24 protein-coding genes are annotated in these 26,964 nt (G+C 71.9%); 7 read left to right on the top strand and 17 right to left on the bottom strand.

Going from position 1 to position 26,964, the window contains the following annotated elements; translation table 11 throughout:
* Positions 1-18 precede the first annotated feature (18 nt).
* Positions 19-450 carry an Hsp20/alpha crystallin family protein gene (locus ACTJKJ_RS08250; protein ID WP_440820120.1) on the top strand — a complete coding sequence of 144 codons (432 nt, stop codon included), beginning with the start codon at positions 19-21 and terminating at the stop codon, positions 448-450.
* Between the two features lie 148 nt (positions 451-598).
* Here the strand turns inward: ACTJKJ_RS08250 and ACTJKJ_RS08245 are convergent, their stop codons facing one another.
* The 3 genes from ACTJKJ_RS08245 to ACTJKJ_RS08235 all read right to left on the bottom strand — a co-directional run bounded on the left by ACTJKJ_RS08245 (position 599) and on the right by ACTJKJ_RS08235 (position 3,480).
* On the bottom strand, positions 599-874 hold the full coding sequence (locus tag ACTJKJ_RS08245; protein ID WP_297382629.1) for a hypothetical protein: 276 nt from the start codon (positions 872-874) through the stop codon (positions 599-601).
* 221 nt (positions 875-1,095) lie between these two features.
* The gene (locus ACTJKJ_RS08240; RefSeq protein ID WP_440820119.1) at positions 1,096-3,105 is read right to left on the bottom strand and encodes a S9 family peptidase; all 2,010 of its coding nucleotides are present in this window, start codon (positions 3,103-3,105) and stop codon (positions 1,096-1,098) included.
* 69 nt (positions 3,106-3,174) lie between these two features.
* Complete coding sequence (locus ACTJKJ_RS08235; protein ID WP_440820118.1) at positions 3,175-3,480, bottom strand: hypothetical protein; 306 nt, start codon at positions 3,478-3,480, stop codon at positions 3,175-3,177.
* Between the two features lie 480 nt (positions 3,481-3,960).
* On the opposite strand from ACTJKJ_RS08235, the gene ACTJKJ_RS08230 reads away from it, so the two are divergent.
* Positions 3,961-4,878, top strand: a complete 918-nt coding sequence (locus ACTJKJ_RS08230; protein WP_440820117.1) for a manganese catalase family protein — start codon at positions 3,961-3,963, stop codon at positions 4,876-4,878.
* Positions 4,879-4,928: 50 nt separating this feature from the next.
* On the opposite strand, the gene ACTJKJ_RS08225 is transcribed toward ACTJKJ_RS08230, so the two are convergent.
* The 4 genes from ACTJKJ_RS08225 to tagH all read right to left on the bottom strand — a co-directional run bounded on the left by ACTJKJ_RS08225 (position 4,929) and on the right by tagH (position 9,775).
* Complete coding sequence (locus ACTJKJ_RS08225) at positions 4,929-5,861, bottom strand: hypothetical protein (RefSeq protein ID WP_440820116.1); 933 nt, start codon at positions 5,859-5,861, stop codon at positions 4,929-4,931.
* A 96-nt stretch (positions 5,862-5,957) separates the two neighbouring features.
* Entirely contained in the window at positions 5,958-6,872 is a 915-nt protein-coding gene (locus ACTJKJ_RS08220; protein WP_440820115.1) for an alpha/beta fold hydrolase, read from the bottom strand.
* Between the two features lie 98 nt (positions 6,873-6,970).
* Positions 6,971-7,840 carry a PP2C family protein-serine/threonine phosphatase gene (locus ACTJKJ_RS08215; protein ID WP_440820114.1) on the bottom strand — a complete coding sequence of 290 codons (870 nt, stop codon included), beginning with the start codon at positions 7,838-7,840 and terminating at the stop codon, positions 6,971-6,973.
* Positions 7,841-7,873: 33 nt separating this feature from the next.
* Positions 7,874-9,775, bottom strand: coding sequence for a type VI secretion system-associated FHA domain protein TagH (gene tagH / locus ACTJKJ_RS08210; RefSeq protein WP_440820113.1), 1,902 nt, complete (start codon positions 9,773-9,775; stop codon positions 7,874-7,876).
* A 138-nt stretch (positions 9,776-9,913) separates the two neighbouring features.
* Between tagH and ACTJKJ_RS08205 the strand changes: the two genes are divergently transcribed.
* The 5 genes from ACTJKJ_RS08205 to ACTJKJ_RS08185 all read left to right on the top strand — a co-directional run bounded on the left by ACTJKJ_RS08205 (position 9,914) and on the right by ACTJKJ_RS08185 (position 15,264).
* Positions 9,914-10,921, top strand: coding sequence for a LysM peptidoglycan-binding domain-containing protein (locus tag ACTJKJ_RS08205; RefSeq protein WP_440820112.1), 1,008 nt, complete (start codon positions 9,914-9,916; stop codon positions 10,919-10,921).
* 169 nt (positions 10,922-11,090) lie between these two features.
* Positions 11,091-12,488, top strand: coding sequence for a putative DNA modification/repair radical SAM protein (locus tag ACTJKJ_RS08200; protein WP_440820111.1), 1,398 nt, complete (start codon positions 11,091-11,093; stop codon positions 12,486-12,488).
* Positions 12,485-13,396 (top strand): TIGR03915 family putative DNA repair protein, encoded by a 912-nt coding sequence (locus ACTJKJ_RS08195; RefSeq protein ID WP_440820110.1) that lies wholly within the window; start codon positions 12,485-12,487, stop codon positions 13,394-13,396. Before ACTJKJ_RS08200 ends, ACTJKJ_RS08195 begins: the two co-directional genes overlap by 4 nt.
* A 93-nt stretch (positions 13,397-13,489) precedes the next feature.
* Entirely contained in the window at positions 13,490-14,671 is a 1,182-nt protein-coding gene (locus ACTJKJ_RS08190) for an acyltransferase family protein (protein WP_440820109.1), read from the top strand.
* A gap of 164 nt (positions 14,672-14,835) precedes the next feature.
* A complete protein-coding gene (locus tag ACTJKJ_RS08185; protein WP_091724473.1) occupies positions 14,836-15,264 on the top strand; it encodes a VOC family protein in 429 nt (142 codons plus the stop codon).
* Between the two features lie 70 nt (positions 15,265-15,334).
* Here the strand turns inward: ACTJKJ_RS08185 and ACTJKJ_RS08180 are convergent, their stop codons facing one another.
* The 10 genes from ACTJKJ_RS08180 to ACTJKJ_RS08135 all read right to left on the bottom strand — a co-directional run bounded on the left by ACTJKJ_RS08180 (position 15,335) and on the right by ACTJKJ_RS08135 (position 26,960).
* Complete coding sequence (locus tag ACTJKJ_RS08180) at positions 15,335-16,222, bottom strand: hypothetical protein (RefSeq protein WP_440820108.1); 888 nt, start codon at positions 16,220-16,222, stop codon at positions 15,335-15,337.
* Positions 16,219-17,268 carry a polysaccharide deacetylase family protein gene (locus tag ACTJKJ_RS08175; RefSeq protein ID WP_343607787.1) on the bottom strand — a complete coding sequence of 350 codons (1,050 nt, stop codon included), beginning with the start codon at positions 17,266-17,268 and terminating at the stop codon, positions 16,219-16,221. Before ACTJKJ_RS08175 ends, ACTJKJ_RS08180 begins: the two co-directional genes overlap by 4 nt.
* 301 nt (positions 17,269-17,569) lie before the next feature.
* On the bottom strand, positions 17,570-20,308 hold the full coding sequence (locus tag ACTJKJ_RS08170; protein ID WP_440820107.1) for a protein kinase domain-containing protein: 2,739 nt from the start codon (positions 20,306-20,308) through the stop codon (positions 17,570-17,572).
* Positions 20,309-20,430: 122 nt separating this feature from the next.
* The gene (locus tag ACTJKJ_RS08165) at positions 20,431-21,357 is read right to left on the bottom strand and encodes a type VI immunity family protein (protein ID WP_091724469.1); all 927 of its coding nucleotides are present in this window, start codon (positions 21,355-21,357) and stop codon (positions 20,431-20,433) included.
* Between the two features lie 3 nt (positions 21,358-21,360).
* Complete coding sequence (locus tag ACTJKJ_RS08160) at positions 21,361-22,320, bottom strand: hypothetical protein (RefSeq protein WP_091724468.1); 960 nt, start codon at positions 22,318-22,320, stop codon at positions 21,361-21,363.
* A gap of 50 nt (positions 22,321-22,370) precedes the next feature.
* Complete coding sequence (locus tag ACTJKJ_RS08155) at positions 22,371-22,982, bottom strand: hypothetical protein (protein ID WP_183479329.1); 612 nt, start codon at positions 22,980-22,982, stop codon at positions 22,371-22,373.
* Between the two features lie 22 nt (positions 22,983-23,004).
* Entirely contained in the window at positions 23,005-23,376 is a 372-nt protein-coding gene (locus ACTJKJ_RS08150; RefSeq protein ID WP_297382668.1) for a PAAR-like domain-containing protein, read from the bottom strand.
* The gene (locus tag ACTJKJ_RS08145) at positions 23,373-24,488 is read right to left on the bottom strand and encodes a hypothetical protein (RefSeq protein WP_440820106.1); all 1,116 of its coding nucleotides are present in this window, start codon (positions 24,486-24,488) and stop codon (positions 23,373-23,375) included. Before ACTJKJ_RS08145 ends, ACTJKJ_RS08150 begins: the two co-directional genes overlap by 4 nt.
* Positions 24,485-25,510 carry a DUF2169 family type VI secretion system accessory protein gene (locus ACTJKJ_RS08140; RefSeq protein WP_175538243.1) on the bottom strand — a complete coding sequence of 342 codons (1,026 nt, stop codon included), beginning with the start codon at positions 25,508-25,510 and terminating at the stop codon, positions 24,485-24,487. The genes ACTJKJ_RS08145 and ACTJKJ_RS08140 overlap by 4 nt, the downstream gene beginning before the upstream one ends.
* Positions 25,511-25,526: 16 nt before the next feature.
* Positions 25,527-26,960 (bottom strand): hypothetical protein, encoded by a 1,434-nt coding sequence (locus tag ACTJKJ_RS08135; protein ID WP_440820105.1) that lies wholly within the window; start codon positions 26,958-26,960, stop codon positions 25,527-25,529.
* Positions 26,961-26,964: the final 4 nt, after the last annotated feature.

The raw sequence follows: 26,964 nt of genomic DNA, 5'->3' as shown, positions 1-26,964 counted from the left end.
ACGAAGAAAGGAGCTGTCATGTCCACCCACACCCAACTGACCCGCGCCGATGGCGCCCGCGCGGAACTGGCTTCGACCGGGCAGAACACGTCGGCCGGCAAGCCCGTCTCCGGTCCCCGCGCGGTCGCGGAACCCGCGGTCGAGATCTTCGAGGACGCTGGCGGCATCACGCTGCTGGCCGACATGCCGGGCGTGCCGCGGGAAGCGCTCGACGTCCGGCTCGATGGCGAGACGCTGGTGATCGAAGGCGAGGCCGCGGTCAGCGCGCCTGACGGCATGCGCCCGCTGTGGGCCGAGGTGAGCGTGCCGCGTTTCCGCCGCGCCTTCACCTTGAGCCGCGAGCTCGACATGGGCCGCATCGAGGCCGGCATGAAGGACGGCGTGCTGACGCTGCGGATCCCCAAGCAGGCGCATGCGCAGCCGCGGCGCATTGCGGTGTCCACGGGCTGAAGGACGGCCAGGCGATCGGGCCGGCGTTCGTCGACCCGATCGCCGCCGGCGGGGCCATGGAGGGCCATCGACCATCGTGCCAGGACTCCCCCTGCCGTGCGCCTGGCCGGCCGCACCGCCGCCGGCCGGCGTGTGAATGTCTCGCGCGTCACTTCATGGGCAGGCCTTGAAATATCGACTCGACATAGGCGGCTATCTCGGCTCCATCGGACGAGTCGATGACCAACAGGTGGCTTCTTGCAAAAGCCACCCAATCCAACTCCGGGTCGGACAGCGCCGCTGCCAGCTCTGTGGCGAGCTGAACGGGATCAACAAAGCCATCTGCGATGTCTCTCTCGAGCAGGTGGCGACGCTGCACGTTGTCGAGATCCATGTCACTTCGATAAGAAGTCAGCGCGGCAATCAAGGTCGTGTAGCTTTTCATCCGAGGTGCGCAACAGTGGGGACTGACGCTTGAGCTGATGGGCTCACCGGCAAGGGGCGTTGGCCGCAATGCGCATGATAGGCAGCCAGGACATCACGGCCAAGTTGCAACCCCAGCTCTACATGAGCGCCACGCGCGCAAGTCGCGAGCGACATCACACCAGCCTTGATGCCACAGCAGCCGATACCGGCCGCGCCTGCGCAGGCCGCCGGGACCAGCGCTCAGCGCTTGTGTTCCGCGCCCGCCGGCAACGGAACCTCGACCCATCGATTCAGCCAATCGACGATGCGCGCATGCCCGTCGAGTCGATGGGACGGTCGGCCCTGGCCCAGCGTGTGGTGGTCGCCGCCGGGGTAGAGGACCATCTCGCTCGGCGTTCCCGAGCGCTTGAGCTTCACGAACATCTCTTCCGACTGGCATTTCGGGCAACGCTCGTCGTCCTTGCCCTGGAGGAACAGCGTCGGCGTGCGGCCGCGGCCGATGTGCGCCATCGGCGAGAGCTCGATCATCAGTTCGCGGTTGGCCTCGGGCTTGCCTTCCATCGAGAAGGGGTCGGCGTAGTAGCCGCTGTCGGAGGTGCCGTAGTGCGTCTCCAGGTTGCCCACCGGCGCGCTGACCACCGAGACGCGGAAGTCCTCGCAATTGCCGGTGGCATACGCGCTGAAGTAGCCGCCGTAGGACGAGCCGGCGATCGCGACCCGTTCGTCCACCAGGCCCTCGCGCCGCAGCGCGGCGATCGCGGCGCGGTATTGCGGCAGGTCGAGCTTGCCCCAGCACTTGCGCAGCCGCTCGCTGAACCGGCGGCCGTAGCTGGCCGACCCCACCGCGTTGAGCGCCAGGATGGCCCAGCCCTGGCTGGCCAGCACCTGCCAGTACGGTGCCGTCGGGAACTGCAGGGCCACGTAGCTGGCCGGCCCGCCATGCACGTCGACCAGCAGCCGGCGCGGTGAGGCGTCGCCCTCGCGCAGGAGCAGCCAGCCCTCGATCGACTCGGTGCCGCCCTCGCCGTCCGGCACCTCGAAGCGGCGACGCTCGAGCTTGAGCGCAGGCCGCTGCCGCCACCAGCCGTTGAAGTCGCTGATGCGTCGCGCCTGGCCGCCGTCCAGGTCGCAGCGGTGGGCTTCGATCGGATGGTCCATGCCTTCCTCGACATAGGCGATCACCTCGCCCACCGCCATCGCGCTCACCTGCCCGGCGGGCGGCTCGACCAGCGGGGTGACTTCGCCGCTGTCCACCTGGATGGACACGATGCGCTGGACGCCGCGCCAGGCCTGCACTGCGCGCAGCCGGCGGCCATCGGCGTCCCAGAACAGCGCGTTGCTGAAGAGCTCGACATCCTCGTCGGCCACTCGACGCGTTGTGCCGCTGGCCACGTCCACCGCCCACAGCCGCATGATCGCGTCGCCGCCGTTCTCGGCGCCCATGAAGGCGATCGTCGATCCGTCAGGGGAGAACGCCGGCCACGAGGCGGTGGCCACCGTCGTGGTGAGCCGCCGCGCTTCGGGAAACGGCTGCACGGGGCCGTCGAGGTCCAGCATCCAGACATCGGTGCAGTGGCTCTCGCGTTCGTCCTCGCGTCCCCGGGTGTAGGCCAGACGCCGGCCGTCGCGCGACCAGGCCAGATGCCCCACGTCGTAATCGCCGCGGGTGAGCGGCGTCGCCGCCTGCGACTCGATGTCCAGCAGCACGACCTGCAGCCGGGCGCCCAGCACATAACCGGAGCCGTCCATCTTGTAGGGCAGGCGCCAGACCACTTCCGGCGCCGTCGCGGAGGCGATCGGCCGCTGCAGGTCGACCTCCCGCGTGCCGTCGACGCGCTGGTCCGGATCGACATTGACCGCGCAGACCAGCGCGAGCTGCCGGCCGTCCGGCCGCCACGCCAGGTCGACCACGGTGCCGGCGAAACGCGTGATCTGGCGCGCCTCTCCGCCGTCCGCGGGCATCAGGTACACCTGCTTCGGCCCGCCATGCCGGTCGCTGAGGAAAGCGATGCGATCGCCGCCGGGAGACCAGTGCGGTCGCGTGTTCTTGCCCGGCACGAAGGTCAGCCGGTTCGATGGCCCACCGTCCAGGGGCAGCAGCCACAGGTGGGTCTGGTAGTCATCGTCCGCGCGTTGGACCGACTTCAGCGCGCACACCGCTCGCTGGCCGCCAGGGTGCAAGTCGAGCGACTCGATGCGCTGCTCGTTGCAGAGGTCGTCCACGGTGAAGGCGCTCGGGGCTTCGGCCATCGGCATTTCCTTTCGCTGAAAGAGGAAAGGGGCCGACCCCTGCGGGCCGGCCCCCACGCTGGCAGATGCTCAACGCTCGTCGCGTTGCTGGCCGCCCTCGTCGCGCTGCTGGCCGCCTTGCTGGCGCTGCTGCTCGGCACGGTTCTGCGAGCCGTCCTCGCGCTGCTGGCCTTGCTGGCCTTGTTGGCGCTGCTGCTCCTGGCCTTGGGAGGCCTGGCCTTGCTGACCCTGGTTCTGGCCCTGCTGGCGCTGCTGCTCGCGGTTCTGGTCCTGCTGGCCTTGCTGACCTTGGTTCTGCTGGTTCTGCTCCCGCTGCGAGCCGGAACCGCCTTGCTGGCCTTGGGTCGACTGACCTTGGTTGGATTGCTGAGTCATGGTGGTGTCTCCGTCAATGGGTCATTGGCACATGCCAACGACCTCTTCATTGCAAAGCCCATGCCATCGAGGTTGCGGGGCGGCAGGCGGTTGTGGACGACCGGCAGATGAACCAGTCAGTCGCGGAAAAGCGAGCCTGGGCGCGGCCTGCTAGAGAGAGCACGCGCGTGCGCCTCGCGGCGCGCGAACCGGCGCAAGCCCTGACCCCAAAACACTTGCCTGGACAAGTGTGTGAGTTCTGCCGCATGCCCTTCCGAACGTCGGAAACGAAGTGACGCAATTTTCCTGGCGGCCGAGAACCCCGATGCCATCGGCGATCCACGGCCATCGCGCCCCCACCGTGGCGGCGAGACCCTCATCGCAGCGCTGGATCGGCCCTTGCCAGATCGACCTTGTCGCCGTGCACGCCGGCCCCGCTCGAGGGCTGCGTGACGCGGCGCTTCAAGTTGCCCTCTTCCCCGCCTACCGTAAGGAGATTCCATGTTCGCCCACAACAAACGCCTCCAGTACACCGTCCGCGTCCGCGAATGCAATCCGGCGCTGGCCAACCTGATGCTCGAGCAGTTCGGCGGCCCGCAAGGCGAGCTCGCCGCCGCCTGCCGCTACTTCACCCAGGCGCTGGCCGAGGACGACCCGGGCCGCAAGGACATGCTGCTCGACATCGCCACCGAGGAGCTCAGCCACCTCGAGGTCATCGGCACCATCGTCGCGATGCTCAACAAGGGCGCCAAGGGCCAACTGGCCGAGGCGACCGATTCCGAAGCGGAGCTGTTCCGCTCGCTGCAGGGCGCCGGCAACGACTCGCATGTGACGCAGGTGCTGTACGGCGGCGGACCGGCGCTGACCAACTCCGGCGGCCAGCTCTGGAACGCCGGCTACATCGACAGCATCGGCGAGCCGACCGCCGACCTGCGCTCCAACATCGCCGCCGAGGCGCGCGCCAAGATCGTCTATGAACGGCTGATCGCGGTGACCGACGACCCCGGCGTGAAGGAGGCGCTGGGCTTCCTGATGACCCGCGAGATCGCCCACCAGCGCTCGTTCGAGAAGGCGCTGTATTCGATCAGCCCCAACTTCCCGCCGGGCAAGCTGCCGGGCAAGCCGGAGTTTGCCTCGGTCTACTACAACATGTCGCAAGGCGAAGGCGACATGCGCGGCCCGTGGAACGACAGCAAGCTGTTCCTGTACGAGTCGGCCCGCGAGCGCCAGTGCGCGGTCGACGGCGGCGACGGCCAGGCGTCGGTGGGCCTGACGCCGGACGAGGAACGCGACTGCGAGGCCATGCGCACCCGCACCGCGTCCGATCCGCTGAGCGAGCCCGTCACCGGCGTGGAGCTGGGCAGCGGGCCGACCCCGGTGGATGCGTCGAATGCGGCGATGGACAAGTCGCAGCCGTAAGCCCGACGGAAGAGGCCACGCAGGCACCCGGGCCGGCAGGGATCGAACTCCTAGGGCTCGTCCTTCGGCGAACCACCTTCGCCAGATTGCACCGGCCGGGTCGCCTCGATCTCACTCTCTTCGCTGGACTCCTCCGACTCGTCCGAGTCCACATCGACGATCGTTGCCGCGGCGGGCTGGAGCGCGCCCGGTATCGGATAGTCCGTCTCCTTCACCGGACGGCCCTCCTTGAAGAGCGCATTGTTTCCTTTCAGGTAGTAGAACTCGCTCGCTCCGTCTTGATGCAGCTTCTTTCGCGCCTTGTGGGAAGTGATCGTTCGAATCGGCTTGCCCTGGTCGTCCGTCGTGAGCTGCGGAGCTCCGCCGCGGTCCGATGAAGCCCCCTGCTGCCTGCGTGCTTTCGAAAAAGCTGCCGAGGTCTCGATGGCACTCTTGCGACTCTCCGAGTCGTGAGGCTTCCAACCGGTTCGGGTCAGCGTCTCGACCAGCTTCCTGCCTGTGATCGCGTCGATGGTGTACGCCGCCCCCGAGGTCGAGGGCGCGGCTCCGTGGGCCTCCTCGTGAGCCTGCGAAATCAAGCTCCAATTACCCTGCTTGAACGCGTGGTAGCTCGTATTGAGGTCCTCAAAGAATTTGGTAACGAAGTCCGGTATGGCCGAGTCCGTTCTACCCAACTGAGCGACACCCACGGGTGACGCCGCAGCCGCCTTACCCGGCCAAGACTTTCCGGCGCCTTGCAATACGGGCCGATCACTCTCTGCCCCGCCAAGCACGCCATCGACGAGCCGACGCTGCGCCTGCATGCGGGGTGACTGGTCGACAAAGGCCTGCAGCGTCCTCGCCTGGATCAGGCTGCGCTCATGCATCGCTCGCACCGACACGCGGTCGCCCTGCGCCGCGGGGAGGTCCTGTGCCGAGGGGGCACGGTGGTGAGAGCGCTGCTTCATCGCGAACCCTTTGGCGGAAGTGATGTCGAACGCCAATCTATCCGCCGGCGTCCCGAGGTTCCATCGGCCCCTGGCTGATCTGTCTCCCGCAAATTGCCGAAAGGCCGCCCCGCCCCGCACAGGGGGCGTTGATCAGACTCGTCGCTCCCTCGCAGCCGCCTCGACGAGGTCCATCACCGCCGCGGCGAAGACGGACGGGCATTCCTGCGGGAAGTTGTGGCCGACGCCCGCCACTCGCTCATGTCGCACGAGCCGCGCGAAATGGCGCGCATGCGAGCGCGTGTCGGGCTCGACGGCGACGCCGTCCGCCAGGCCGTCGAGCAGGATGGTCGGGACCTGGATCAACGGTCGCGTCAGCAGCTTCGCCTCCAGTTCGAGGAAGCGCGCATCGCCCGGGACCAGGCCATAGCGGTGGCGATAGGAATGCACGACCACCTCGACGAAATCGGGGTTGTCGAAGGCCGCCGCCGAGCGAAGGAAGTCGGCCTCGGTGAACGGCCAGCGCGGTGACCACATCTGCCACAGCAGCTTCGCCATGGCCTGCCGGTGCTGCTCCAGGCCGCGCCGGCCGCGCTCGCCATGCAGGTAGAACTGGTACCAGTAGCGCGCCTCGTTGGCCGGCTCGTCCGGCGCCATCGCGTCCGGCGGATGCAGCAGGTTGTAGCCGTTGCAGGACACCAGCCCGGCGCATCGCTCCGGCCACGCCGCAGCGACCACGCAGGCGGCCCGTCCGCCCCAGTCGTATCCGGCCAGCACCGCGGACTCGATCCGCAGCGCGTCCATCAGCGCCCGCAGGTCGGCGCCGAGCACCGCCTGCTCGCCGGACCGCAGGGTGTCCGCAGCGAGGAAACGCGTCGAGCCGTAGCCGCGCAGGAAGGGCACCAGCGCCCGGCAGCCCCGCTCGACCAGGCGATCGGTCACCGCCTCGTAGGCATGGATGTCATACGGAAAGCCGTGCAGCAGCACGACCGCCGGCCCGTCGCTCGGACCCTCGTCCCACAGGCCGACGCTCAGGTCGCCGGCGTCGACTTGACGGACCGTCCTCATCGCCTGTCTCCAGCTGTCCACGACTGTCTCGCGGCGCCTAGCACCGTCTCGCGCCTTCCCCGCGCTGACTCCCGCGTCGGCGCGCTCGCGCCCCGCGCTCAGAGCGGCATCCGCCGCGTCGACTCGTCCTCTTCTTCCTCTTCCAGCGGGACGGGTCCGGAGTCCACCGCGGTCTCGTCCGTGGCGGTGCCGGCCGCGTCGGCCGGGGCCTCGGCGGCCACGGCCAGGGCCGGCTCGCCGACCCACAGCGCGATGGCGCTGAAGTTGTCCTGGTCCGGCAAGCCGCGCTCCTCGATCACCGCGCGCATCGACGCCAGCCAGTCGTCCGGCGAGGCGGCCGCGCGCAGCGTGTCGTGGATCAGCGTGTCGCCCGCGCTGCCCCACCAGCCGTCGCTGCACAGCAGGAAGACGTCGCCGTCCTGCAGCGGCTGCGGCGAGGTCGTGTGGGGATGCAGCTCGTCCTCGATGCCCAGCGCGGCCACGAGGTGGTTCTTGTGCGGGTGATCCTCGGCCTGCTCCGGCGTCAGCAGCCCGGCCTCGATCAGCATCTGCACCACGCTGTCGTCCTGCGTGATCGTGTCGATCTGGCCGTCGCGGAGGCGGTACAGGCGGGAGTCGCCCACGTGCGTCCAGAGCGCGAAGTTGCGCTGCGCATCCACGCACAGCGCCACCACCGTCGTGTGCATGCGGTCGCGGCCGGTGCCCTCGACGCCGCGACGCACGTCGTCGTGCGCGGCCAGCACCGCGCCGGTCAGCAGCTCCGGCCGCCAGGGCAGCGTGGCGTCGCCCAGGCTGGTCTGCATCCGGTGGACGGCGCGACGCGCGGCCTCCGCGCCATTGCGGTGGCCGCCGGCGCCGTCGGCCAGCACGGCATACCAGCCGGGGCCGTTCTCGTGCGCCACGATGGCGTCTTCATTGTTGGCGCGCGCGCCTTGTTCGCTGCAGGCGGCGACCCGGATCTTGAGCATGGTGTGAACGACGTGTAGGACGATCGGCGGGGCTCAGGCCCCGCTCTGCTGTGGTTGTGCGTGCGGCGCGACCGGCGCCGGGCCCTGGCCGTGCTGGCTCAGGCGCTCGAGCTGGTCTTCGTAGGCCTCCAGGAAGGCCTTGCCGAACAGGGTGTGGAAGTCCTCCTGCGCCTCGTCGCGGATGGATTCGAAATGCTGCAGGTAGAGCTCCCAGAGCTTGGCCTTGCGGTTCATCGCCAGCACGCTGTCCAGCACCGAGCGGCTGGTCAGCTTGGCCTCCAGCGCCGAGGGCTGGAAGCGCGTCAGCACGCCCTCCAGCGCGGCGCGGGTGCCGGCCATCGTGCCGATGGTGTGGCCGACCAGGTCGCGCATCGCGTCCTGCATCGCCGCCGGGCCGGGCAGGAAGCCGCGCACCGGCGGCTGCAGCAGCTGCTCGAGCGCCGACTGCGCGTCGGGCGAGAACTTCAGCGGGTTGTTGTCGCGCGAGCGGATCACCGTGACCTGCGCGCGCAGCTCGTGCTTCGTGGCCGCGCGCACCGCCATCATGCGCAGCGCGCCGTCGACCGAGGCATTCAGCAACTGGCCGATGACGCGCATCAGGTCGGCGTTCAGGCCTTGCGGCGGCGCGGCCATGCGCACGCCGGCGCCTTCGCAGAAGGCCTGCCAGAGCGCGGCGGTGTCGGCCGCTGGACCGGGCGCGGCGGTCGCCGACGCCGCCGGCTGCGGCCGGGCGAAGGTCGGCGGCGGCGCCACGGCCGGCGGCGGAGGCGGCTGCGTCACCGGGGGCGGCATCACTGGAGGCGGCATGACCGCGGCGGGCGGCATGACCGGCGGCGGCATCACGGCCACCGGTGGAACTGGCGGAGGCAGCGGCGCCGGCGCCGGCCCGCGGACCTCCGGCGGACGGAAGGACGAGTGCAGCGCCGGCGTGTGGTCCGGCAGCGCGGGCGTCTGCGGCTCGGTGTTGGCGGCCGGCGCCGCGGCGCCGAAGAGCGCCAGCGGATCCGACGGCAGGCCGTCGCGCGCGCCGGTGTCGGCACGCGGCGCCGCGCCAGCCATGAAGCCGGCCAGCGGATCCGCGCCCGGGGCCTGCAAGCCGAACAGGTCGTCCAGCGAGCGGTTGTTGTCGCCCGGGACCAGGTCGGCGAAGGCACCGCCGAAGCCCAGGTCGTTCGAGGCCGCCGGCGGCACGACGGGCGTGGGCGGCGGCGCCAGGTCCAGACCGCCGAAGGGGTCGAAGGCGGCCGGTCCGGCGGCGCTGGTGGCGCTCGTGGCGGACGCCTGGCGCGACGGCGGTGGCGCGGCGAAGGGATCGAAGTCGTCCGGCAGCAGCATCGGTCCGGCCGGCGCGGGCGTCGGCGCGGCTGGCGGGGCCGCGAACGGCGAGAGATGCGGCGCCGGGGCCGGCGTCGCGGCGAACAGGTCGGCCGGGGTCGGCGCGCCGCCGAACAGGTCGGCGAACGGGTTGGAACTGGACAGCGCGGCGGGCGCCGAGGTCGCGCCGCCCAGCGGGGTCGGCGGTGCCGGGATCGGCATGGGCTTCGGCATCGGCGCCGGCGTGACCGGGCGCGCCAGGTCCGGCGCCCGGCGGATCACGGTGGCGCCGTTGTCGTCGCCGGCCTCGTTTTGCACTTCCAGCAGGTAGCCGCCGATGCGGACCTGGTCCAGATGGCGCAATGGCACGGCCTGACCCTGGGCGACCGGCTGCCCGGCGACGGTGATCGGATTGGCGCTGCCGACGTTGCGGATCACGAAACCGCCGGCGTCGGCGCTGATCTCGGCCTGCTGGCGGGAGATGTGGCGCTCCGGGTCGGGCAGCGCCATGGTGTTGTGGTCGGCGCGACCGATGGTTCCCCCGGTGGCGTCGAAGCGCGCGGTGATGGGCTGCGTCAGGGGCAGGTCGTTGAGCGACACCGCGCGCAGGGTGAGGGTCATGATGCTGCCTTTGGGACCTCGAGAGACTGGCATCGGATGTTTGCGTGACAAAGGTCCTGCTTCAATGAACGAAAGTCACCTGCGGGGGGCTTGTCGCTGTTTCATACTCCACCCCGCTCGAATCCCGACGTGATGCCGATGTCGACCACTTTCCGTCCCGACGCCCCGACCGCCTCCCCCTCGATTGCCGCCGCGCTGCGAGGTGGTGCGCCATCCGCCCTGTCGGCCGTCTCGGTGCTGCTGCTGAGCCTGGCCCTGGCGGCCTGCCAGACGCCCGCGCCCGCGCCGCCGCCGCCCGAACCGGTGGTGACGGCGCCGCCTCCGCCGCCCCCGCCGCCGGAGCCGGTCCCGCCGACGCCCGCCGAGCAGGCCCTGGCGCAGAAGACCGCGATGCAGTCGATCGAATTGCTGGAAGCCGGCCAGGAAGACCAGGCCCGCGCCGAGTTGCATCGCGCGCTGCAGCTGGATCCCGGCAACAAGCTGGCCAACAGCCTCATGAAGCAGATCACCGCCGACCCGGTGGCGCTGCTGGGCCGCGAGTCCTTCGCGTACACGGTGCAGTCCAGCGACACCCTGTCGCGGATCGCCGGCCGCTTCATGGGCGACATCTACGCCTTCTACATCCTGGCCCGCTACAACGACATCCGCGTGCCGCGCCAGGTCGCCGGCGGCCAGGTGCTGCGCATCCCCGGCAAGCCGCCGGCGGGTCCGCTGTATCCGCGCCCCTCGGCGCGCCCCGATCCGAAGGCCGCCGCGCCGGCCGCGCCGCCCGCGACCGTGGCCGCCGCTCCGGCGCCCGCCGCCCCGCCCGCGCCGCCGCCCGTGGCCGAGCTGTCGCCCGGCGAGAAGGCCATGCGTGCCGGTGATGCGCACGAGCGCGCCGGCCGCATGGACAAGGCGCTGGAGGAGTTCCGCCGCGCCGAGGCCGCCGATCATCCCGGCGCCGCCGCCCGCATCGAGGCGCTGCGCAAGAAGCAGATCGCCCGGGCCACGCTGAACGCGCGCACCGCCTTCGCCAAGCAGGACCTGGCCGGCGCGATCCGCGGCTGGGACACGGTGCTGCAGCTCGACCCGGACAACGAGCTGGCCAAGCTGGAACGCCAGAAGGCCGTCACGCTGAAGGCCAAGGCCGACCAGCTGAAGTGACACCGCGCCGCTGCGACGGCGTCGGACACCCCAAGGAAGAGGCGCCGCGTGCGCCTCTTTTGCATGGGCGCTCGCCGGCGGAATCCCCTCGCAGGCGGCCGGTGAGGCGAGAGCTGGATGACTCAATTACTGTATATTCATACAGTTGTTTGTCATTCCCGCGCGCCCCATGGACCTCGACCGCAAGCTCGCCATCCTGGCCGACGCCGCCAAGTACGACGCCTCCTGCGCATCCAGCGGCACCGACCGGCGCGATTCCGTCGGCGGCGCCGGCATCGGCTCGACGGAAGGCATGGGCATCTGCCACAGCTACGCGCCCGACGGCCGCTGCATCTCGCTGCTCAAGATCCTGCTGACCAACCATTGCCAGTACGACTGCCTGTACTGCGTCAACCGGTCGTCGAGCAACGTGGCGCGGGCGCGCTTCAGCGTCGAGGAGGTCGTGCGGCTGACGCTGGACTTCTACCGCCGCAACACCATCGAGGGCCTGTTCCTCAGCAGCGGGATCATCAAGAGCCCCGACCACACCATGGAACAGGTGGTGCGGGTGGCGCAGACGCTGCGCGAGGTGCATGACTTCCGCGGCTACATCCACCTCAAGACCATCCCGGATGCCAGCGACGAGCTGCTGCGCCGGGCCGGCCGGTATGCCGACCGGCTCAGCATCAACGTCGAGATGCCCACCGAGGCTGGCCTGAAGCAGCTCGCGCCCGAGAAGGACACGAGCGCGATCCACCGCTCGATGGGCCGGCTGAGGCTGCACATCGACGAGGCCCGCGAGGCGCGGGCGTCAGCGGGGGGATCAACCGGCGGATCGACCGGTGGGTTGTCGGTCGGGTCAACCGTCGGGTCCACTGGCGCGACAACCGGCACGACAGCCGGCGAGGCGCCGATCCGCGTGATCCCGGGCGCCGCGCCGCGCCCCGCGCGGCCGCCCCGATTCGCCCCGGCGGGCCAGAGCACGCAGATGATCGTCGGCGCCGACGACAGCGACGACTGCAGCATTCTGCGCAGCAGCGCCGCGCTCTACGGGCGCTTTCGCATGCGGCGCGTCTATTACTCGGCGTTCAGCCCCATCCCCGATGCCGCGCGGGCCCTGCCGCTGAAGGCGCCGCCGCTGGTGCGCGAGCACCGCCTCTACCAGGCCGACTGGCTGATGCGCTTCTACGGCTTCGACCACGAGGAGATCGTCGACGACGGCACCGGGCTGCTGCGGCTGGACGTCGATCCCAAGCACGCCTGGGCGCTCGCGCATCCGGAGCGCTTCCCGGTCGACCTCAACCAGGCGCCGCGGGAACTGCTGCTGCGGGTGCCCGGCCTGGGCGTCGGATCGGTCGACCGGCTGATCGCCGCCCGTCGGCTGCGCCGGGTGCGGGCCGAGGACCTGCGTCACATGAAGCTGCCGGTGCGCCGCGTGTTGCCGTTCGTCATCGTCGACGGTCATCGTCCCGGCGCGGCGCTGCCGGCCGCCACACGCGCCAGTGGCGCAGCGCACGTCGACGCGGGCACGGGCGTGGTCGGGGGCGTTGTCGCGGCCGCTCCGGCACAGCTGGGGCTGTTCGGATGATCCGCGTGCGGCTCGATGGACCCGTCGACTTCGACGGCTTCCGACTCGCCGCCCGGCGCCTGGTGCTGGACGGCGTGGCGCCGGAGACCGTCGAGTGGACCACCGGCGAGGACGGCGGCGACCTCTGGTCGACCGCGGAGGACGGCGATGCGGATACTGCTGGCGCCGCCGGCGCCGCCAGCGCCGCCGAGTCCATCGACGACCGGTCGCGAAGGACCACGTCGGAGGCGCGCGCCGCGAGCGCCGCATTCACGGTGCCGGCCTCGTTCCTGTCGCTGTGCCATTCCGCCCTGCTGCATCGCGAGCCGCGCCGCTTCGAACTCCTGCATCGCCTGCTGTCGCGCCTGAGGACCGATCCCGCGCGCTGGCACGACCGTTTCGACGAGGACCGCCGCCACGCGGAGCGGCTCGCGCGCGAGGTGCGGCACGAGATCCACAAGACCCATGCCTTCGTGCGCTTCGTCCCGGTCGAGGACACCGACGGCGAACGCCTGGTCGCCTGGTTCGAGCCCGAGCACCACGTGCTCGAGGCCGCCTCGCCCTTCTTCGCGCGGCGCTTCGCCAACCTGCGCTGGACCATCCTGTCGCCGCGCGTCTCGATGCACTGGGACGGCGTCCGGCTGTGCGCCGGCCCGGGGGCGCGGCGGGAGACGGCGCCGCCGCCGGACGCCGGCGCGGCGCTGTGGCTGACCTACTACCGCAGCATCTTCAATCCGGCGCGGCTGAAGCTGGCCATGATGACCCGCGAGATGCCGCGCCGTTACTGGGCCAACCTGCCGGAGGCCGCGCTGATCGAGCCGCTGGTCGCGCAGGCCGACGGGCGGGTGCGCGACATGCTGGACGCCGGACCGACCACACCGCGCCGCATTCGTCCGATCGTGCTACCACCCCGCGGCTCGACGACGTAACGCCCGTCACTCCCATGAGCGGCCGCGCCGACGCCAGGCGCCGCTAACATCCGCGCCGCCATCCTTCTCGGCGGCCTGGTGCCGCTGCTCCGCATGACCGACACCACGCCGCGCAACTTCGCCATCGACTGCCTGCGTGGCGTGGCCATCCTGCTGGTGGTGGTCCACCACCTGGCCCTGCCCTTCCGCCTGCCGCTGGCGCCCAGCCTGGCCGGAGCCTGGCTGCCCAAGCGCCTGATCGACGCGATCAGCTTCAACGGCTACGAGGCGGTGTTCATCTTCTTCGTGATCTCGGGCTTCCTGATCACGACCCGCCTGCTGGCGCGCGATGGCGACCTGCGCCGGGTCGACCTGCGCGCCTTCTACCGCGCCCGCGCCACGCGCATCCTGCCGCTGCTGCTGGTGATGCTGGCGTTGCTGTCGACCCTGGCCCTGCTGGGCGTGCCGGGTTTCGCGCCGGGCGAGCGGCAGTCGCTGGCCGGCCTGCTGGGCTCGGCGCTGAGCTTCACCTTCAACTGGTATGAAGGCCGCACCGGCTGGGCGCCGGCGGCCTGGGACGTGCTGTGGTCGCTGTCGATCGAGGAGGTCTTCTACGTCGGCTTCCCGCTGCTGTGCCTGGCGCTGCCCCGGCCGCTGCTGGTGGCGGCGCTGGTGGCGCTGGCGCTCGCCCTGGTGCCGCTGAGGTCGCTGGTCCCGACGAGCGACGAGGTCTGGTGGGAGAAGGCCTACCTGCCCGGCATGTCGGCGATCGCCTGGGGCGTGCTGGCGGCGCTGCTCGCGCGGCACTGGCGGCCGGGCGCGCGCGAGGCTCGCCTGCTCGCGGTGCTGGGCGGCGTCGGCCTGCTGCTGGTGATCGGCTGGGGCGAGCTCGTCCACCGCCATCTCTTCAAGGGCGGCATGTACGTCCTGTGCGTCGGCACCGCCGCGCTGCTGATCGCCGCGGTCGCGCATCCACCGGAGCCCCGCCGTGGCGGGCGATGGCTCGCCCGCATGGGCGCGCTCAGCTATGAGCTCTACCTGAGCCACATGCTGGTCGTGCTCGGCACGGTGGCGCTGTATCGCGCCGTGATGGGCGCGTCGCAGGCCTGGACCTTCGTGGTCTACGCGCCGGCGGTGGCGGCCTGCGTGCTGCTGGCGGGGGTGCTGGAGAAGACCGTGTCCGGTCCCCTGCTCCGCCGCTGGCGCAGCAGCAGGAGCAGGCCGCCGAGCGTCAGCATCGCCCGGGTCGCGGGCTCCGGCGCCGGAACCGCCGACGGCGTGGCGGACCGGGCGTGATCTGAGCCGGACGCCGAGGTCCCTGGCAGGCGCATCGTCCTTGTCCCGCACTCCTGGGGCGCGGCCGGCCCTCGGCGCGAAAACGAATGGCACCGGTGCGTCGCGGGGATAAGAACGCGGTTTGCCCCGACCGGCTTGATGCCGACCCACTTCAAGGAGCCTCCATGGAAGTCCAGCAACTGCACCGCGGACGCCTGATCGACCACCTGCAGCTCGTCGTGCGCGACCTGGCCGCGAGCCGCCGCTTCTACGAGGCGGTCCTGCCGCCGCTGGGCGTGCCGATCGGCGGATCGGGCGACGACTATTTCTGGGCCGACGAGCTGTTCGTGTCGACCGCGAGCAGCGATGCGGCGCAGGGCCAGTTGACCGGGCGGCATCATCTGGCCTTCCAGGCCCGCGACCGCGCGGCGGTCGACGCCTTCCACAAGACCGCGCTGGCCAACGGCGGCACCGACAACGGCGCGCCCGGCGAGCGGCCCTATCACCCGGGCTACTACGCCGCCTTCGTGCTGGACCCGGACGGCAACAACATCGAGGCCGTTTTCCATGGCGAGGCGCAGCGCAGCGCGCCCTCGGTCACGGTGACGTTCTAGGCGTCGGGGCGCGGGCGACCATCTGCGGCGGCCTTCGGCGGCGGCCGTCGGCCAACGCCGATGCCCGCGACTAGCGCTTGTCGACCTTGTTCTTCGCCGCCGCGGCAGGTCCCGCCGCGGCGGGGGCCTTGGCGGCCGACTCGTCGATGAGCTGGCGCATCAGCGCGGTCGCGCGCGCATTCTTCGGATCCACGCGCAGGCACTTCTGCAGCAGCATCACCGCGCCGGACTTGTCGATCGTCGAGATCTTCTCGGCCTTGCGCACGTAGAGGTCGGCCAGCAGCCGCTTGGCCGAGGGATCGTTGCGGTCCTGCGGCGCGCGGCGCTCGAGCAGCCGGATCGGCTCGTCGAGCTCGCCCTGCGCGGCCAGCATCGCGATGTGCTCCAGTTCGTTGCGGTCCGGCCCGGCCGACGCCGCGGCCGGGGCCGCATCCTTGCCCGACGCGCCCGCCGCCTGCGCCTTGGCGGCCGGCTTGGCCGCCACCGGCGGGCTCGCCTTGCGCAGCGTCAGCCGCGTCGGCTTGCCCAGGTAGCTCTTCTGGTTGCGTTCCTTCTCCAGGCCGCGCAACGCGTCGGCGGCGGCCTCGTTGTCCGGCTGCAGCGCCAGCACGCCCAGGTAGGACGTGCTCGCGCCGTCCAGGTCGCCGCGCTTTTGCGCCGCCCTGGCTTTCTCGAGCCGCTCGCTCACGCCGCTGTCGATCAGTTGCCGCGTCGCGGCCAGGCTGTCGCGGTAGCTGGCGTTGTCGGGCCGCAGGACGGTCAGCGCTTCCCAGGTCCAGGCGGCCTCGGCCAGCTGGCCGTCCTTCACCTGCTCCTGCGCGCGCGACACCTGCGCCTGCTCGAAGGCCGTGGGGGGCGAGCCGGCCACGCCTTCTCCGCCGCGCAGCGCGCCGCTCGGGCCGCTGCTGCAGGCCGCCAGCGCGGCGGCGGCCAGGAGGACTGCGAGCGCGGCCCTCATGGCGTCTGTCCAATGCGGCGGCTGGTCTGCAGCCGGGCCTTGAAGGCCTCGAGGTCGTGGTCGCCGAAGATCATCGTGCGGCGCAGCATCAGCGGCTGCGCGTAGAAGGCGTTGCCGCCCGGGTTGACGGTCACCGCCAGCGTGTACTTCTGACGCGTCAGCGTCTCCAGCACCAGTTCGTTGGCGTCGCCGTAGGGGTAGGCGTAATGGCGCACCTGGTCCTTGGTGTTGAGCTTCTGCTCGATCAGGTCGCGCGGGCCGGCGGTCTCGCTGTCGAGGTTGCGCTTGTAGCGCTCGTCGTTCTCGCCGGCGGTGCGCTCGATCAGGTTGCGGTGCGACTTCGAATGGGCCTGGATGTCCATCAGCCCCGAGGCCTGCATCTCCGCCAGCTGCGGCCAGCTGACCGCGTCGCCGCCGGCGCCGACGAAATCGGTGTAGACGAACATCGTCGCGGGCAGGCCCAGCTTGCGCAGCACCGGGTAGGCGAACTTGTAGACCGACTCGTAGCCGTCGTCGAAGGTGACGACCACCGCCTTGGGCGGCAGCGGCTCCTTGCCCTCGAGGTAGCCGGTCAGCTGCGAGAGCTTGACGACGCGGTAGTCGTTCTTCGCCAGCCATTCCATCTGGGCGGCGAAGCTGGCCGGGGACACGGCCATCTTGCCGCCGGTCGTGCCCAGGCGGTGGTAGCAGAGGATGGGGACGGTCTGGAAGCTGCCGGCGCGCACGCCCACCGGGTTCATCGGCTTGAGCGGCACGATCAGCGGCTGGCCGGGATCGGCCTTGGTGGCGCCGGCGTTGGCCTCGCTGATCTGCCAGTCGCGGTCCTCGCTGCCCAGCAGCCGGGCGGCGATGCCGCGCAGGGATTCGCCGGCGACGGGGACGTAGATCAGCAGCCGGTCGTTGCGGGCGATGACCTCGCCGTGGGCCGCAGCCGCGGCGGGGGGCGGGGTCGGCGCCGGCTCGTTCAGCGGCGGCGTGCCGGTGGGAGTGGTGACGCAGGCGGTCAGGGCCAGCGCGGCGAGGACCGCGGCGATGGCGGACTGCATCGGCCGCCGGCCCTCACCCCTGCCCTCTCCCGCAAGCGGGAGAGGGGGAAAGAGAGGGGTCGAGCGACGCATCGGCGATGCGGCTTTCTCACTCGCTGGCGAGGGAGCGGCGATGGCGGACTGCATCGGCCGCTGGCCCTCACCCCTGCCCTCTCCCGCAAGCGGGAGAGGGGGAAAGAGAGGGGGAAAGAGGGAGGCCAAGCGAAACGCGGACGGTCCGGCCCCCTCTCCCGCTGGCGGGAGAGGGTTGGGGTGAGGGCCATTCATCGGGGGGAATCCTTTCACGCTCATCGGGCGACGCTCAGGGCTGCTTCGGCGCATCGGCAGCGTCCGGCCCGGCCGGCACCGGCGGCGCGGGCTGGGTCTGTTCGTCGGACGGCGCGGCGGCCTGGCCGGTCACGGGCGCGGCGGCCTGCACGGCCGCTGCCGCGGCGGGCGTCTCGGCCGCCGGCGCGATCGCGGCACCACGCAGCCCGGAACGCCGGCCGATCGTCGTCGGCGCCTCCGCCTTGGCGGCCGACGCCGCCAGCGCCTGCTTGTCCTGCAGCGCCTGCGCCATGCGGTCGAAGGCGGCGTAGAGCAGCCCGAACTCGTCCTTGCGCTGCTCGCGGATGCGGAAGTCGACGCGGCCGCGGCCGATCTCGTCCAGCGCCTCCACGACCAGCTTGATCGGCCGCGAGAACCAGTTGGCGACGAAGAACATCGCGATCGCCACCGCCAGCACCGTCGTCACCGCCAGCACCGCCATCAGCGTGCGCGACAGCCGCGCCACGCTCTCCAGCGGGCGCTCCGGCAGGCCCAGGGCGACGCGGCCCACGGTCTTGTCCTGGAAGGTGATCGGCGAGTCGAAGCCCAGCACCGCCGCGCCGCCCGCGGCGTGATACCGCGTGCGCTTGACGCCGCCCTGCTCGCCCAGCAGCTCGCCGGGCGGCGCCTGGTAGGGCTTGCCGACCGCGTCGGGCTGGCTGGACGCGGCCACCACGCCGGCGCGATCGATCACGGTGACGCTCTCGAAGTCGCGCGTCTTCATGATCTCCTGCAGCGACACGTCCACCGACACCCAGTCCTCGCCCAGCGCGGCGGTGGCGTTCTGCGCGGCGATGAAGCGCGACAGCGCGGTGCCGTAGTCGGCCACCTGCTGCATCAGCGCCGCGTTCTGGCGCTGGCTGATGATGGAGCCGCTGACCGCCATCACGATGGCGACGATGCCGGCCATCATCGCGGCCCACTTCACCCGCAGCGGGATCAGCTTGGAGCGGTTCTTGTTGCGCGCTTCCTCGTCGATCTCGTTGAGCACCTTGACCAGCGCGTCAGCGAGTTCGGCGCCGGTCTGGAAGCGGTTGTCGGGCGCCTTGGCCAGGCAGCGGTCGACGACCCGGCGCAGCGACGCGGGAATCTCCGGCCGCAGCTTGTTCAGCGGGGTCGGGTCGTCCTTGGCGATCTTGAGCGCCAGGTTGACCACGCTGTCGCCGGTGAACGGGCGCACGCCGGTGAGCATCTGGTACAGCACGATGCCGACCGAGAACAGGTCCGAGCGGCCGTCGATCTTCTCGCCGTTCATCTGCTCGGGCGCCATGTACTGCGGCGTGCCCAGCACGTCGCCGACGCGGGTGCGCTGCTCCCCTTTCGTCGACTCCATGTGGGCGATGCCGAAGTCCATCACCTTGATGTCCAGCGTGCCGCGCACCCGGGCGATGTTGCCCGGCTTGATGTCGCGGTGGACGATGCCGCGCTTGTGCGCGTAGTCCAGCGCGCGCGCCAGCTGGATGGCCATCACCACGGTGTCGCGGATGGCCAGCGGCTGGCCAGGCTCGAGCAGGTCGGCCAGCGGCTCGCCGTCGAGCAGCTCCATCGCCATGTAAGGGCGGCCGTCGACCTCGCCCACGTCGTGCACGGTGACGATGTTGGGATGCGACAGGCCGCCAGAGGCGCGCGCCTCGCGCAGGAAGCGGGCGCGGTACTCGTCGTCCTCGCACAGCGAGGCATGCAGGAACTTGATGGCCACGTCGCGGCCGATGCCCGGGTCGTGGGCCTTGAACACGCTGGCCATGCCGCCTCGGCCGATGCGGTCCAGCACCTGGAAGCGGCCGACCTGGCGCACCGGCGCGTCGGCGCTGGCCTTGGCGGCGGCCAGCGCGCCGCCGGGCAGCGTGCCGGTGGACGGACGCCCCACCGGCGTGGGTTCGGGCGGCAGCGCGCGCATGGCGGCCACCGCCGCGACGGCGTCCGGATCGAGCACGGTCTCGGCGAACTCGGATGCGTGGAACTCGGAATCGCCCGCCTCCTGTGCGGGCGGAACGGCGGGCGCGGCGGGCGTGGCCACCGGCGGCGCGGTGGGCGCCTTGGCGGCCGGGGCTCCGACGGCCGCCAGGCTGGCCGCCGGCGCGATCACCGTCTCGTTGCCGGTCGCGGCGATGGCTTCGACGGGCTTGGGCGCTGGGGTGGGCGCCGGCTTGGCCACGGGAGGCAGCGCCCCGGCGGGCACGATGACGGTTTCGTTGTCGTTCACGGAAATGGTGGCGGCTGGGGTGGCCGGGGCGGCGGGAGGATCGATCGGAGCGGCGGCGGGCGCGCTGGCAAGGGGCGCCGCGGGGGCGGTCGCCACGGGGGACGGGCTGGGCGCCACGGTGGGCGATGGATTGGGCGCCGACGTGGACGCGGAGGCGGCGGGCTCGGCCGACTCGCGCGGCATCAGCAGCGCCGCGGGCGCGATCACGGTGTGGTCGGTGTCGACGGGGATGTCCGCGGGCTTGCGGCCGGCGCGCATCGAGAAGGTGTCGGGGAAGGTCGGGTCGATGAAGCTGACGTCGCGCTCGTGCTGGACGGTCTCGGGACCGTCGTCATGGTGGGGCGGCTCGGCGGTGGGCGCGACGCGGTTGGCGGCAGTGTCCGGCGGCATGCGCTCCAGCGGCGCGGCACCGGCCGGCAGCGGCGCCGGCACGATGCGGGTCGCGTCAGGATCGAGCGTGGGATCGTCGGCGGGAGCCGCCGGCGCGCTGCCCGGCTTGGCCGAGCGGGGATTACCTTCTGATCGTGACATCGAACGCCTCGCCGCGGCGAGGATCGCCGCCCACCCCGCATCCTCCGTGTCACGGGGATCGGGGGCAATGAACGAAAGTCACGAGGACGCTGTGGCAGAGCCGCGCAGCCGCTGCAGGCCCTCTATCCGTCGACGTCCACGCGGAGCCAGGCCTGGGGCTCGATGAAACGCTGTAACCAGGCGTTCATGACGTCCTCGTCGGCCAACTGGCCGTACATCGGCGAGCAGTTGGCCAGTAGCGCCGGTTTCAGCGCCTGCGCCACGGTCACCAGCGGCGCCAGGGATTCGTCGGCATGGATGTCGCCGCGCAGCGGTGCCGCGCCAGCCGCCAGCATGGTGGCATCGCGTCCGCGATGGACGAACACCTCGGCACCGGCCAACCCGGCCAGGGCCGCCGGATCGATGCCATGCGCCGCCGCGAAGCCATCGCCGACCAGCGTCAGCCAGTTGACGCCGGGCAGCCCGCGCAGCGCATCCCACTGCAGGATCGCGGGCTCCAGGATCTGGATCGCCCAGCACCGGCGCGCCAGCGCCACGACGTGGCGCGCCGCCATGTAGGCCGAGCCCTCCACGACGTCGAAGCACCAGCCCGCCGTGCCCCACAGCACCGGCAGGTGCGACAGGCTCCAGCGTGCCACCTCGGCGATCTGCCGGTTGGACGCGTCGTCCGGGAATTCGAAGATCAGGTGACTGGCCCGCTCCATCCCCATCGCCGGCCCGAGGTCGGCGATCTGCAGGGACATCGCGGTCCGGCCATGCTTGCCGTCGCCCGCGAAGGCGACGCAAGCCGCCGGATCGACGCCCGCTCGGCGCGCCCAGATGCGGCCGGAGCCGCCGGCCGGAGGCAGCCGCCACTGCGTCTCACCGCCCCGCCGGAAACGGTTCAGGTGCGCGGCGAAGGGCTGCTCGCGCAGCAATTCCCACAGGGTGTCGGGATCCATGTCCTGCCGGCTCAGGGATCCACGCACGAACACCGCCAGCTTCAGCCGGACGTCGACCCGGGCCTGGGCCCGGGCCACTTCCATCAAGGTCTGCAGGGCGGCCAACATCGCTCAGAACTTGCTGCGGGTCCAGGGCGTCGCGGCATTGGCCGGGTCATGGACGATGAACTGCATGCGCGGCGCGGCCGGCTCGGTGAAGAACACCCGCCCGCGCCCCTCGAAGGCACCGGCGGTCTTGAAGTTGTCCTTCACGACCTGCACGTCGCGCCCGACCAGCTCGGCCACGCCGTTCCAGATCGCGAACAGCAGCCGGTCGCCCAGCACCGCCACGTCGTTGAGCGGCAGCGGGTAACGACCGAATTCGGTGAAACCCGCCGCGCTGCCATGCAGCAGGCGGCCGCCCTCGCCGGACGCGCAGAGCATGACGGCGCGCTCGGGCAGCAGCGCGATGCCGCCCAGCGTCTCGCCGGGGCCCGGCGTGCCGGGGATGGGCAGATTGCGCCATTGCTGGCCGTCGAAATGCAGCAGGGTGTCCACGGCGCCGACGGCGTACACATCGTCACCGGCGTGGCCGCGGATCGTGCGGATGGTCTGGTCGGCGGAGCCGTCGCCCGCCCGGGTCTGCGTCCACGCCTTCCCGTTCCAGTGATACAGGTGCCCGCCGCGCGTCCCCACGTGGACGTCCGAATCGCCGCTGCCCCAGATCGCGGTGATGTTGGGCACCAGCCCCTTCACGCTGTCGCGGGGCAGCGTCGAGACCGTCCAGGCGGGGCCGCCGTTCATCACCTCGTAGTCCAGGTCGCCGCCCGGCGCGGCCCAGCCGGTGGCGGCGGTGGTGGCCACATGGCCGTCGGCGCTGCCGACCCACAGCTGGCCCGCGGGCGAGGCCCACAGCACCCGCAGCGCGTCATTGGTGTTGAGGATGGGCACGGCCGGATCGCCGGCCTTGCTGCCCGGCGCCAGCCGGTACAGGCTGCCCACGGCCGCGCCGATGTCCTCCGGCGGATACGACAGGCCCATGAACACGAGGCCGTCGGCCGTGTCCACGACCTGGTTGATTTCTTTCTGCAAGAGGGACTCCTTCGAAAACGTCTAGTGTCGCCGTGCCATCCGAGGCGGTGTTACATGATGTCGACGTCCATGTTCACCGCCTCCGCCTCGGCCTTCTGGGCCTTGGTCGCGGCCCAGGGATTGCGCAGGGGGGTCTCCGGCTTGACCGGCGGATCGAGCTTGGCGAACGACTCCGCGGCGGCCAGCGCGATGCACTCCGCCGCGGCCGCGATCAGGTTGTCGCGGTCGAGGTCGGGCCGATTGATCGTGCGCGTCGGCTTGCCCCGGGACAACGCATCCTTGGCGCCCTGCTTGTACTGCTCCATCCACTCGCTCATCGGCGCGTTGCGATTGGCCAGGTCGTTCTGCTGGGAGAACTGGCGCATCTGGTCCGTCAGGATCTTGTGCTCCATGCCTTCGCTCTGGCCGTCGCCGGCCATGAAGGTCAACGCGCCGCCGGTGCTGTAGCCCTCGCAGCCGGGGAACTTCGCGCCGCCTCGACCCAGGTCGTGCATCGCCGAGGTCGGCAGGATATGTTCCGCCTGGTAGCCGTCCTTGGTCCCGACCATCTGCGAGTGGCTGCCGAATTCGATCGGCGGATCGAAGCACGCCAGGATCTCCGAGCACTTCATGTCCGCGATGGCGCCGGCACCACCGGCCTTCATCACCTTCAACTGAACCATCGCGGCGCTGGTACCCATGGCCTCACATCTGGTTGCCCATGCCGGAGCTGCCGGTGTAGACCACCGCCTTGCCCTCGAACTGGACGTTGGGACTGCCGTCGATGACGAAGGCGGTGGAGCCGATCTTCAGGCTGACCACTTCCTTCTGCGTGCCCGGCTGGTTGCCGATGCAGTCGTGCACGACCGCGTCGACGTGGAAGGTCGGCTTGCCGCCGATCTTGACGCCGCGCGTGTCGCCATCGAGCTTGCCCGAGCCCACCGGCGTGGTGATCGGATACGGGATCGGCACCGGGCTCGGCGCCGCGGGCGTGAGGCACACGCTCGGATTCATGTAGACGATCACGTGGTTCGTCGACTCGCCGGCCACCTCGCGGAAATTCGCGTTGACGCTCATGCGGTCACCTCCCGCGGCTCGGCCGCCCGCGGCCGTGCGCCGGCCGCCGCCGGATCGCCCGCCGCCAGCAGCAGCGCGCCGCGCGCGCCGTCGTCGGCGCCGGCGGCCAGCACCGCGAACTCGTCGCGCGCCACGCCGTGGGCCCAGTCCTGCAGCACCAGCGCCGCCATCAGCGGCAGCGCCGCCGCGCCGACGTCGCCCAGCTCCTTGAGCGGCAGGCGCAGGTCGGTGCCCGGATCGAGCACGTCGCCAAACCGAGCGATGACGTTCTGCACCTCGCGCGTCGCATGGCGTTCATGCGAGGCGTCCAGCGCCCACAGCGCGCAGCGCCGGCCCGTCGCCCGCAGCGGCGCCACCGCCGCCTCCAGCGCCTGCGCGAAACCGTCCGAGCGGCACGGCCCGTCGCTGCCCACCGGATGCGCCTCGCGCCCCAGCCCGAGCCCGGCGACCCAGCCGTCCTCGCGGCCTTCGTGCGTCACCATCGCGAAGGCCGCCGCCTCGCCCGGACGCACGCCGTCCACGTTCTCCATCGTGAGCAGCCGTTCCCGCTGCTGCAGCGCTTCCAGCGTCGGCCAGTGCAGCAGGCTGTCGACGCCGCCCCAGATCACCTCGCGCCGCGACTCGGCCAGCTGCAGCGCACGCGCCATCGCGATCGCGCCGGCGGCGCGTCCGAACGGGAAGGCCTCGATGTCCGCGCCGGCGAAGGGCGGCGGCAGCGCGGCCGAGAGCCGCTGCACGAAGTCGCGGCCGGCGACATTGAGCTCGTAGCTCTGCGGCTCCAGCGCGAAACGCGCCGGCAATCCGAGCAGCAGGATCGGCGGCCGGTCGGGCCGCGGGTGCGCCTGGGCCGCGCGGCGCCGGCTCACGCCGATGAGCGCATGCACCGCCAGCGCCAGCAGCCGCTCGCGGGCCGGCAGGTCCGGCGGCAGCGCCGGCGACGCGCAGCCCATCACCCGGCGCCCCTGACCGTCGACGAAGTCGGTCAGCCCGACCCCGGACACCCCGGCGCGCAGCAGCAGCGCGGTTTCTGACAGCGTCTCGCCCAGGCAGCTCACCGCCTCCGCATGGGCCAGGCCGGCGCGCCAGCCGGACGTTTTCTGGGAGGCGCTCATTCGATGTACTCCTTGGCTTGCACCGTGATCGAGGTGAAGTGGCCCCGCATCTTGGCCGGGCAACGGAACACCGCCCGCCAGACCATCTCCAGCATCAGCGCGTCGCTGTCGACCACCACCGTGTCCAGGTGCGGTCGTCGCGTGTCGGGCTGGCCGTCGACGATCGCGTCGATGCGCAGCAGCTGCCGGGGCAGCGCGAAATCGAGCAGCGCCTGGGCGTGCACGCCGGCGATGCGCACCGCCTCGCCGCCGCGCAGCGGCTCCTCGAAGACCAGGCCGGGTGCGGCGCAGTGTTCATGCTCGGGCCGGTAGTCCGACGGCCGGGCCGGATAACCGCCCGACAGCCAGGCCGCGTCATGGGTGCCGGCGTGCGCGCGGCGCGGCGCGAAGTGGCGGCCCAGCGGCGCGCAACCCGCGGGGGTGTGGCGGCCGCCGGCGCTCGTCACCGGCTCGCCCGAGGTCTCGATCTGCGGCGCGGGCCGTCCCACCAGCGCCTCCGGATGGCGGCTGATGCCACTGCCCACGGGGTTGCGGGCCTCTTCCACCGGTTTGGCCGGGTCGCTGAAATCGGCGCCGCCGTAGGCCCTCGACCAGGCCAGCGGCGTGCGCTCGAGCGGGCCGCTCTCACCCGGTCCGATGCCGCCGAACTGCCGCACCCAGACCCGCGGGCCGTGCACGCGCAGCAGCTTGACGCGGTCGCGCACCCGGATGCCGACGTCCATGGCCGTGGCGGCCTCGCCGCCCAGCGGCGGCACCGCATGGCCGCTGAGCACGAAGTCGGTCCCGGGCTTGGGCAGGCCGTAGTCGCCCGGCAGGCGCAGGTCGGCGATCGCCGGATCGCCCCAGGGCTCGTCGCCCAGGCGGATCTCGCGCGGCGCCTCCGCGGCGCGCAGCCCGCCGCCCGGCACGATGTCGTAGCTGGCCTTCACGAGCACGAGACGCGCCTCGGCGCCGTCGCGGTCGAGGATGGGCAGCACCTGGGCGTGGTGGCCGCTGTGGTTGTAGAAGGCGGGTTCGTCCATGGGCGCTCGACGACGATCAATGCGGCCCGTCGGCGCGTGCATCCCGCGGCACCATCGCGTCGGCGATGCGCTGCAGCGAGGCCTCCTGGGCCGCGACGAAATCGAAGGGGCTGAAACGCGGCGCCTGGCCGCGCGAGGCCGCGACCAGCTCCAGATACTGGTCCTGGCGCCCGGCGCGCGACCAGCCCGGTCCGCGCAGCCGGGCCAGCAGCACGCCGGCACCGAGCGGCCGGCCGCCGCGCACGCGCAGGTCCGCCGGCGCCTGCGCGATCCGCCGCCACCAGCCGGCGCTGTCGCCGTCCGGCGCCGGACCGGCGATCGTCGCCAGCGCCTGGGCCGCCAACTGGCGCTCCTCGTCGTTGCGCAGCGGGTCGTCGTGCAGCGCCAGCAGCTCGGGGATCAGCGCCGGCAGGCCCAGCACGCCGGCGGCGCGCGCGGCCTGCCAGCGGTCGGCATTGCGCAGCATCGCGCGCAGCAGCACGGCATCGCCGGGATGGCCGTGCATCGCCATGGCCGTCAGCGCGTCGGCCCAGCCGGGGTCGCGCGTGGCCATGCGCGTGGCCTGGCCGTGCAGCGCGGGCAGGCGCAAGGCCGCGCCCAGACGCAGCGCGGCCCGCGCGACCGGCTCGGCGGGCGAGTGCGCCGCCGCCAGCAGCAGCGGCTCGCAGCGACCGGGATCGAACTGATGCGCCGGCGCGCCGAGCGCGGCGGCGACCACCGCCGGCGCCGCGTCCCGCATCGCCGTCTCCCAGGCGCGCTCCGGCAGTTCCCAGCGGAAGGCCAGCACGCGCGCGGCCGCGGCGCGCAGCGCCGGCGATTCATGGCCCAGCCAGGGGCTCAGCAGCTCCGGCAGGTCGGTCCTCGGCGACAGCGACAGGGCCTCGACCGCATGGGCGCCCTCCTCCGGATGGCGGCTCACGGCGGTCTCGAAGATCCGCTGCATCGCCGGCCACCAGCGGTCGCCCGCCACGCAGCCCAGCACCAGCAGCGCCGCGAAGACCCGGCCGGGGTCCGGCAGGTCCGGGTCGATGGCCAGGTCCGCGACCTGGTCGAGCGCCTCGGCGCCCAGCCCGATGATCGCGTTGACCTGCGCCAGCAGCCGGCGCTCCGAGTCGATCGGCGTGCGCCAGTGTTCGTCCGGCTGCGGCACCCGGTAGGCGCGCAGCACCGCGACCAGGTCCAGGCATTCCTCCGCCGCGCGGCGCCGGAATGCCGCGGTGCCGCCGGCCTCGAAAGGCGACGACGGCGCCTCGCCACCGGACGGCCAGGCGCCGCGCCAGCCGGGCTGGGCCGGCACGCGCAGCGAGGGCGCCGGCGCGCCGACGGCGGCGAGGTCCAGCAGCCGGGGCTGGTCGATCATCAGGCGCCGGGACGCCGCGCCGGCGCCGACACGGGAGGCACCGGTCGGCGCGGCCGGTCCGGCCGCCGGCATCACGAGGGCGGAGTTCACGATC

The sequence above is a fragment of the Roseateles sp. 22389 genome, from assembly GCF_052044995.1.
Taxonomy (GTDB): Bacteria; Pseudomonadota; Gammaproteobacteria; order Burkholderiales; family Burkholderiaceae_C; genus Roseateles.
The sequence above is the reverse complement of the archived record's forward strand: the minus strand, read 5'-3'. Positions and strand labels throughout refer to the sequence as shown.

Excerpts from the sequence above, each read along its gene's own strand:
- ACTJKJ_RS08250 (WP_440820120.1), top strand. The coding sequence starts at position 19 with ATGTCCACCCACACCCAACTGACCCGCGCCGATGGCGCCCGCGCGGAA.
- ACTJKJ_RS08245 (WP_297382629.1), bottom strand. The coding sequence starts at position 874 with ATGAAAAGCTACACGACCTTGATTGCCGCGCTGACTTCTTATCGAAGT.
- ACTJKJ_RS08240 (WP_440820119.1), bottom strand. The coding sequence starts at position 3,105 with ATGGCCGAAGCCCCGAGCGCCTTCACCGTGGACGACCTCTGCAACGAG.
- ACTJKJ_RS08235 (WP_440820118.1), bottom strand. The coding sequence starts at position 3,480 with ATGACTCAGCAATCCAACCAAGGTCAGTCGACCCAAGGCCAGCAAGGC.
- ACTJKJ_RS08230 (WP_440820117.1), top strand. The coding sequence starts at position 3,961 with ATGTTCGCCCACAACAAACGCCTCCAGTACACCGTCCGCGTCCGCGAA.
- ACTJKJ_RS08220 (WP_440820115.1), bottom strand. The coding sequence starts at position 6,872 with ATGAGGACGGTCCGTCAAGTCGACGCCGGCGACCTGAGCGTCGGCCTG.
- ACTJKJ_RS08215 (WP_440820114.1), bottom strand. The coding sequence starts at position 7,840 with ATGCTCAAGATCCGGGTCGCCGCCTGCAGCGAACAAGGCGCGCGCGCC.
- tagH (WP_440820113.1), bottom strand. The coding sequence starts at position 9,775 with ATGACCCTCACCCTGCGCGCGGTGTCGCTCAACGACCTGCCCCTGACG.
- ACTJKJ_RS08205 (WP_440820112.1), top strand. The coding sequence starts at position 9,914 with ATGTCGACCACTTTCCGTCCCGACGCCCCGACCGCCTCCCCCTCGATT.
- ACTJKJ_RS08200 (WP_440820111.1), top strand. The coding sequence starts at position 11,091 with ATGGACCTCGACCGCAAGCTCGCCATCCTGGCCGACGCCGCCAAGTAC.
- ACTJKJ_RS08195 (WP_440820110.1), top strand. The coding sequence starts at position 12,485 with ATGATCCGCGTGCGGCTCGATGGACCCGTCGACTTCGACGGCTTCCGA.
- ACTJKJ_RS08190 (WP_440820109.1), top strand. The coding sequence starts at position 13,490 with ATGACCGACACCACGCCGCGCAACTTCGCCATCGACTGCCTGCGTGGC.
- ACTJKJ_RS08185 (WP_091724473.1), top strand. The coding sequence starts at position 14,836 with ATGGAAGTCCAGCAACTGCACCGCGGACGCCTGATCGACCACCTGCAG.
- ACTJKJ_RS08180 (WP_440820108.1), bottom strand. The coding sequence starts at position 16,222 with ATGAGGGCCGCGCTCGCAGTCCTCCTGGCCGCCGCCGCGCTGGCGGCC.
- ACTJKJ_RS08175 (WP_343607787.1), bottom strand. The coding sequence starts at position 17,268 with ATGCAGTCCGCCATCGCCGCGGTCCTCGCCGCGCTGGCCCTGACCGCC.
- ACTJKJ_RS08170 (WP_440820107.1), bottom strand. The coding sequence starts at position 20,308 with ATGTCACGATCAGAAGGTAATCCCCGCTCGGCCAAGCCGGGCAGCGCG.
- ACTJKJ_RS08165 (WP_091724469.1), bottom strand. The coding sequence starts at position 21,357 with ATGTTGGCCGCCCTGCAGACCTTGATGGAAGTGGCCCGGGCCCAGGCC.
- ACTJKJ_RS08155 (WP_183479329.1), bottom strand. The coding sequence starts at position 22,982 with ATGGTTCAGTTGAAGGTGATGAAGGCCGGTGGTGCCGGCGCCATCGCG.
- ACTJKJ_RS08150 (WP_297382668.1), bottom strand. The coding sequence starts at position 23,376 with ATGAGCGTCAACGCGAATTTCCGCGAGGTGGCCGGCGAGTCGACGAAC.
- ACTJKJ_RS08145 (WP_440820106.1), bottom strand. The coding sequence starts at position 24,488 with ATGAGCGCCTCCCAGAAAACGTCCGGCTGGCGCGCCGGCCTGGCCCAT.
- ACTJKJ_RS08140 (WP_175538243.1), bottom strand. The coding sequence starts at position 25,510 with ATGGACGAACCCGCCTTCTACAACCACAGCGGCCACCACGCCCAGGTG.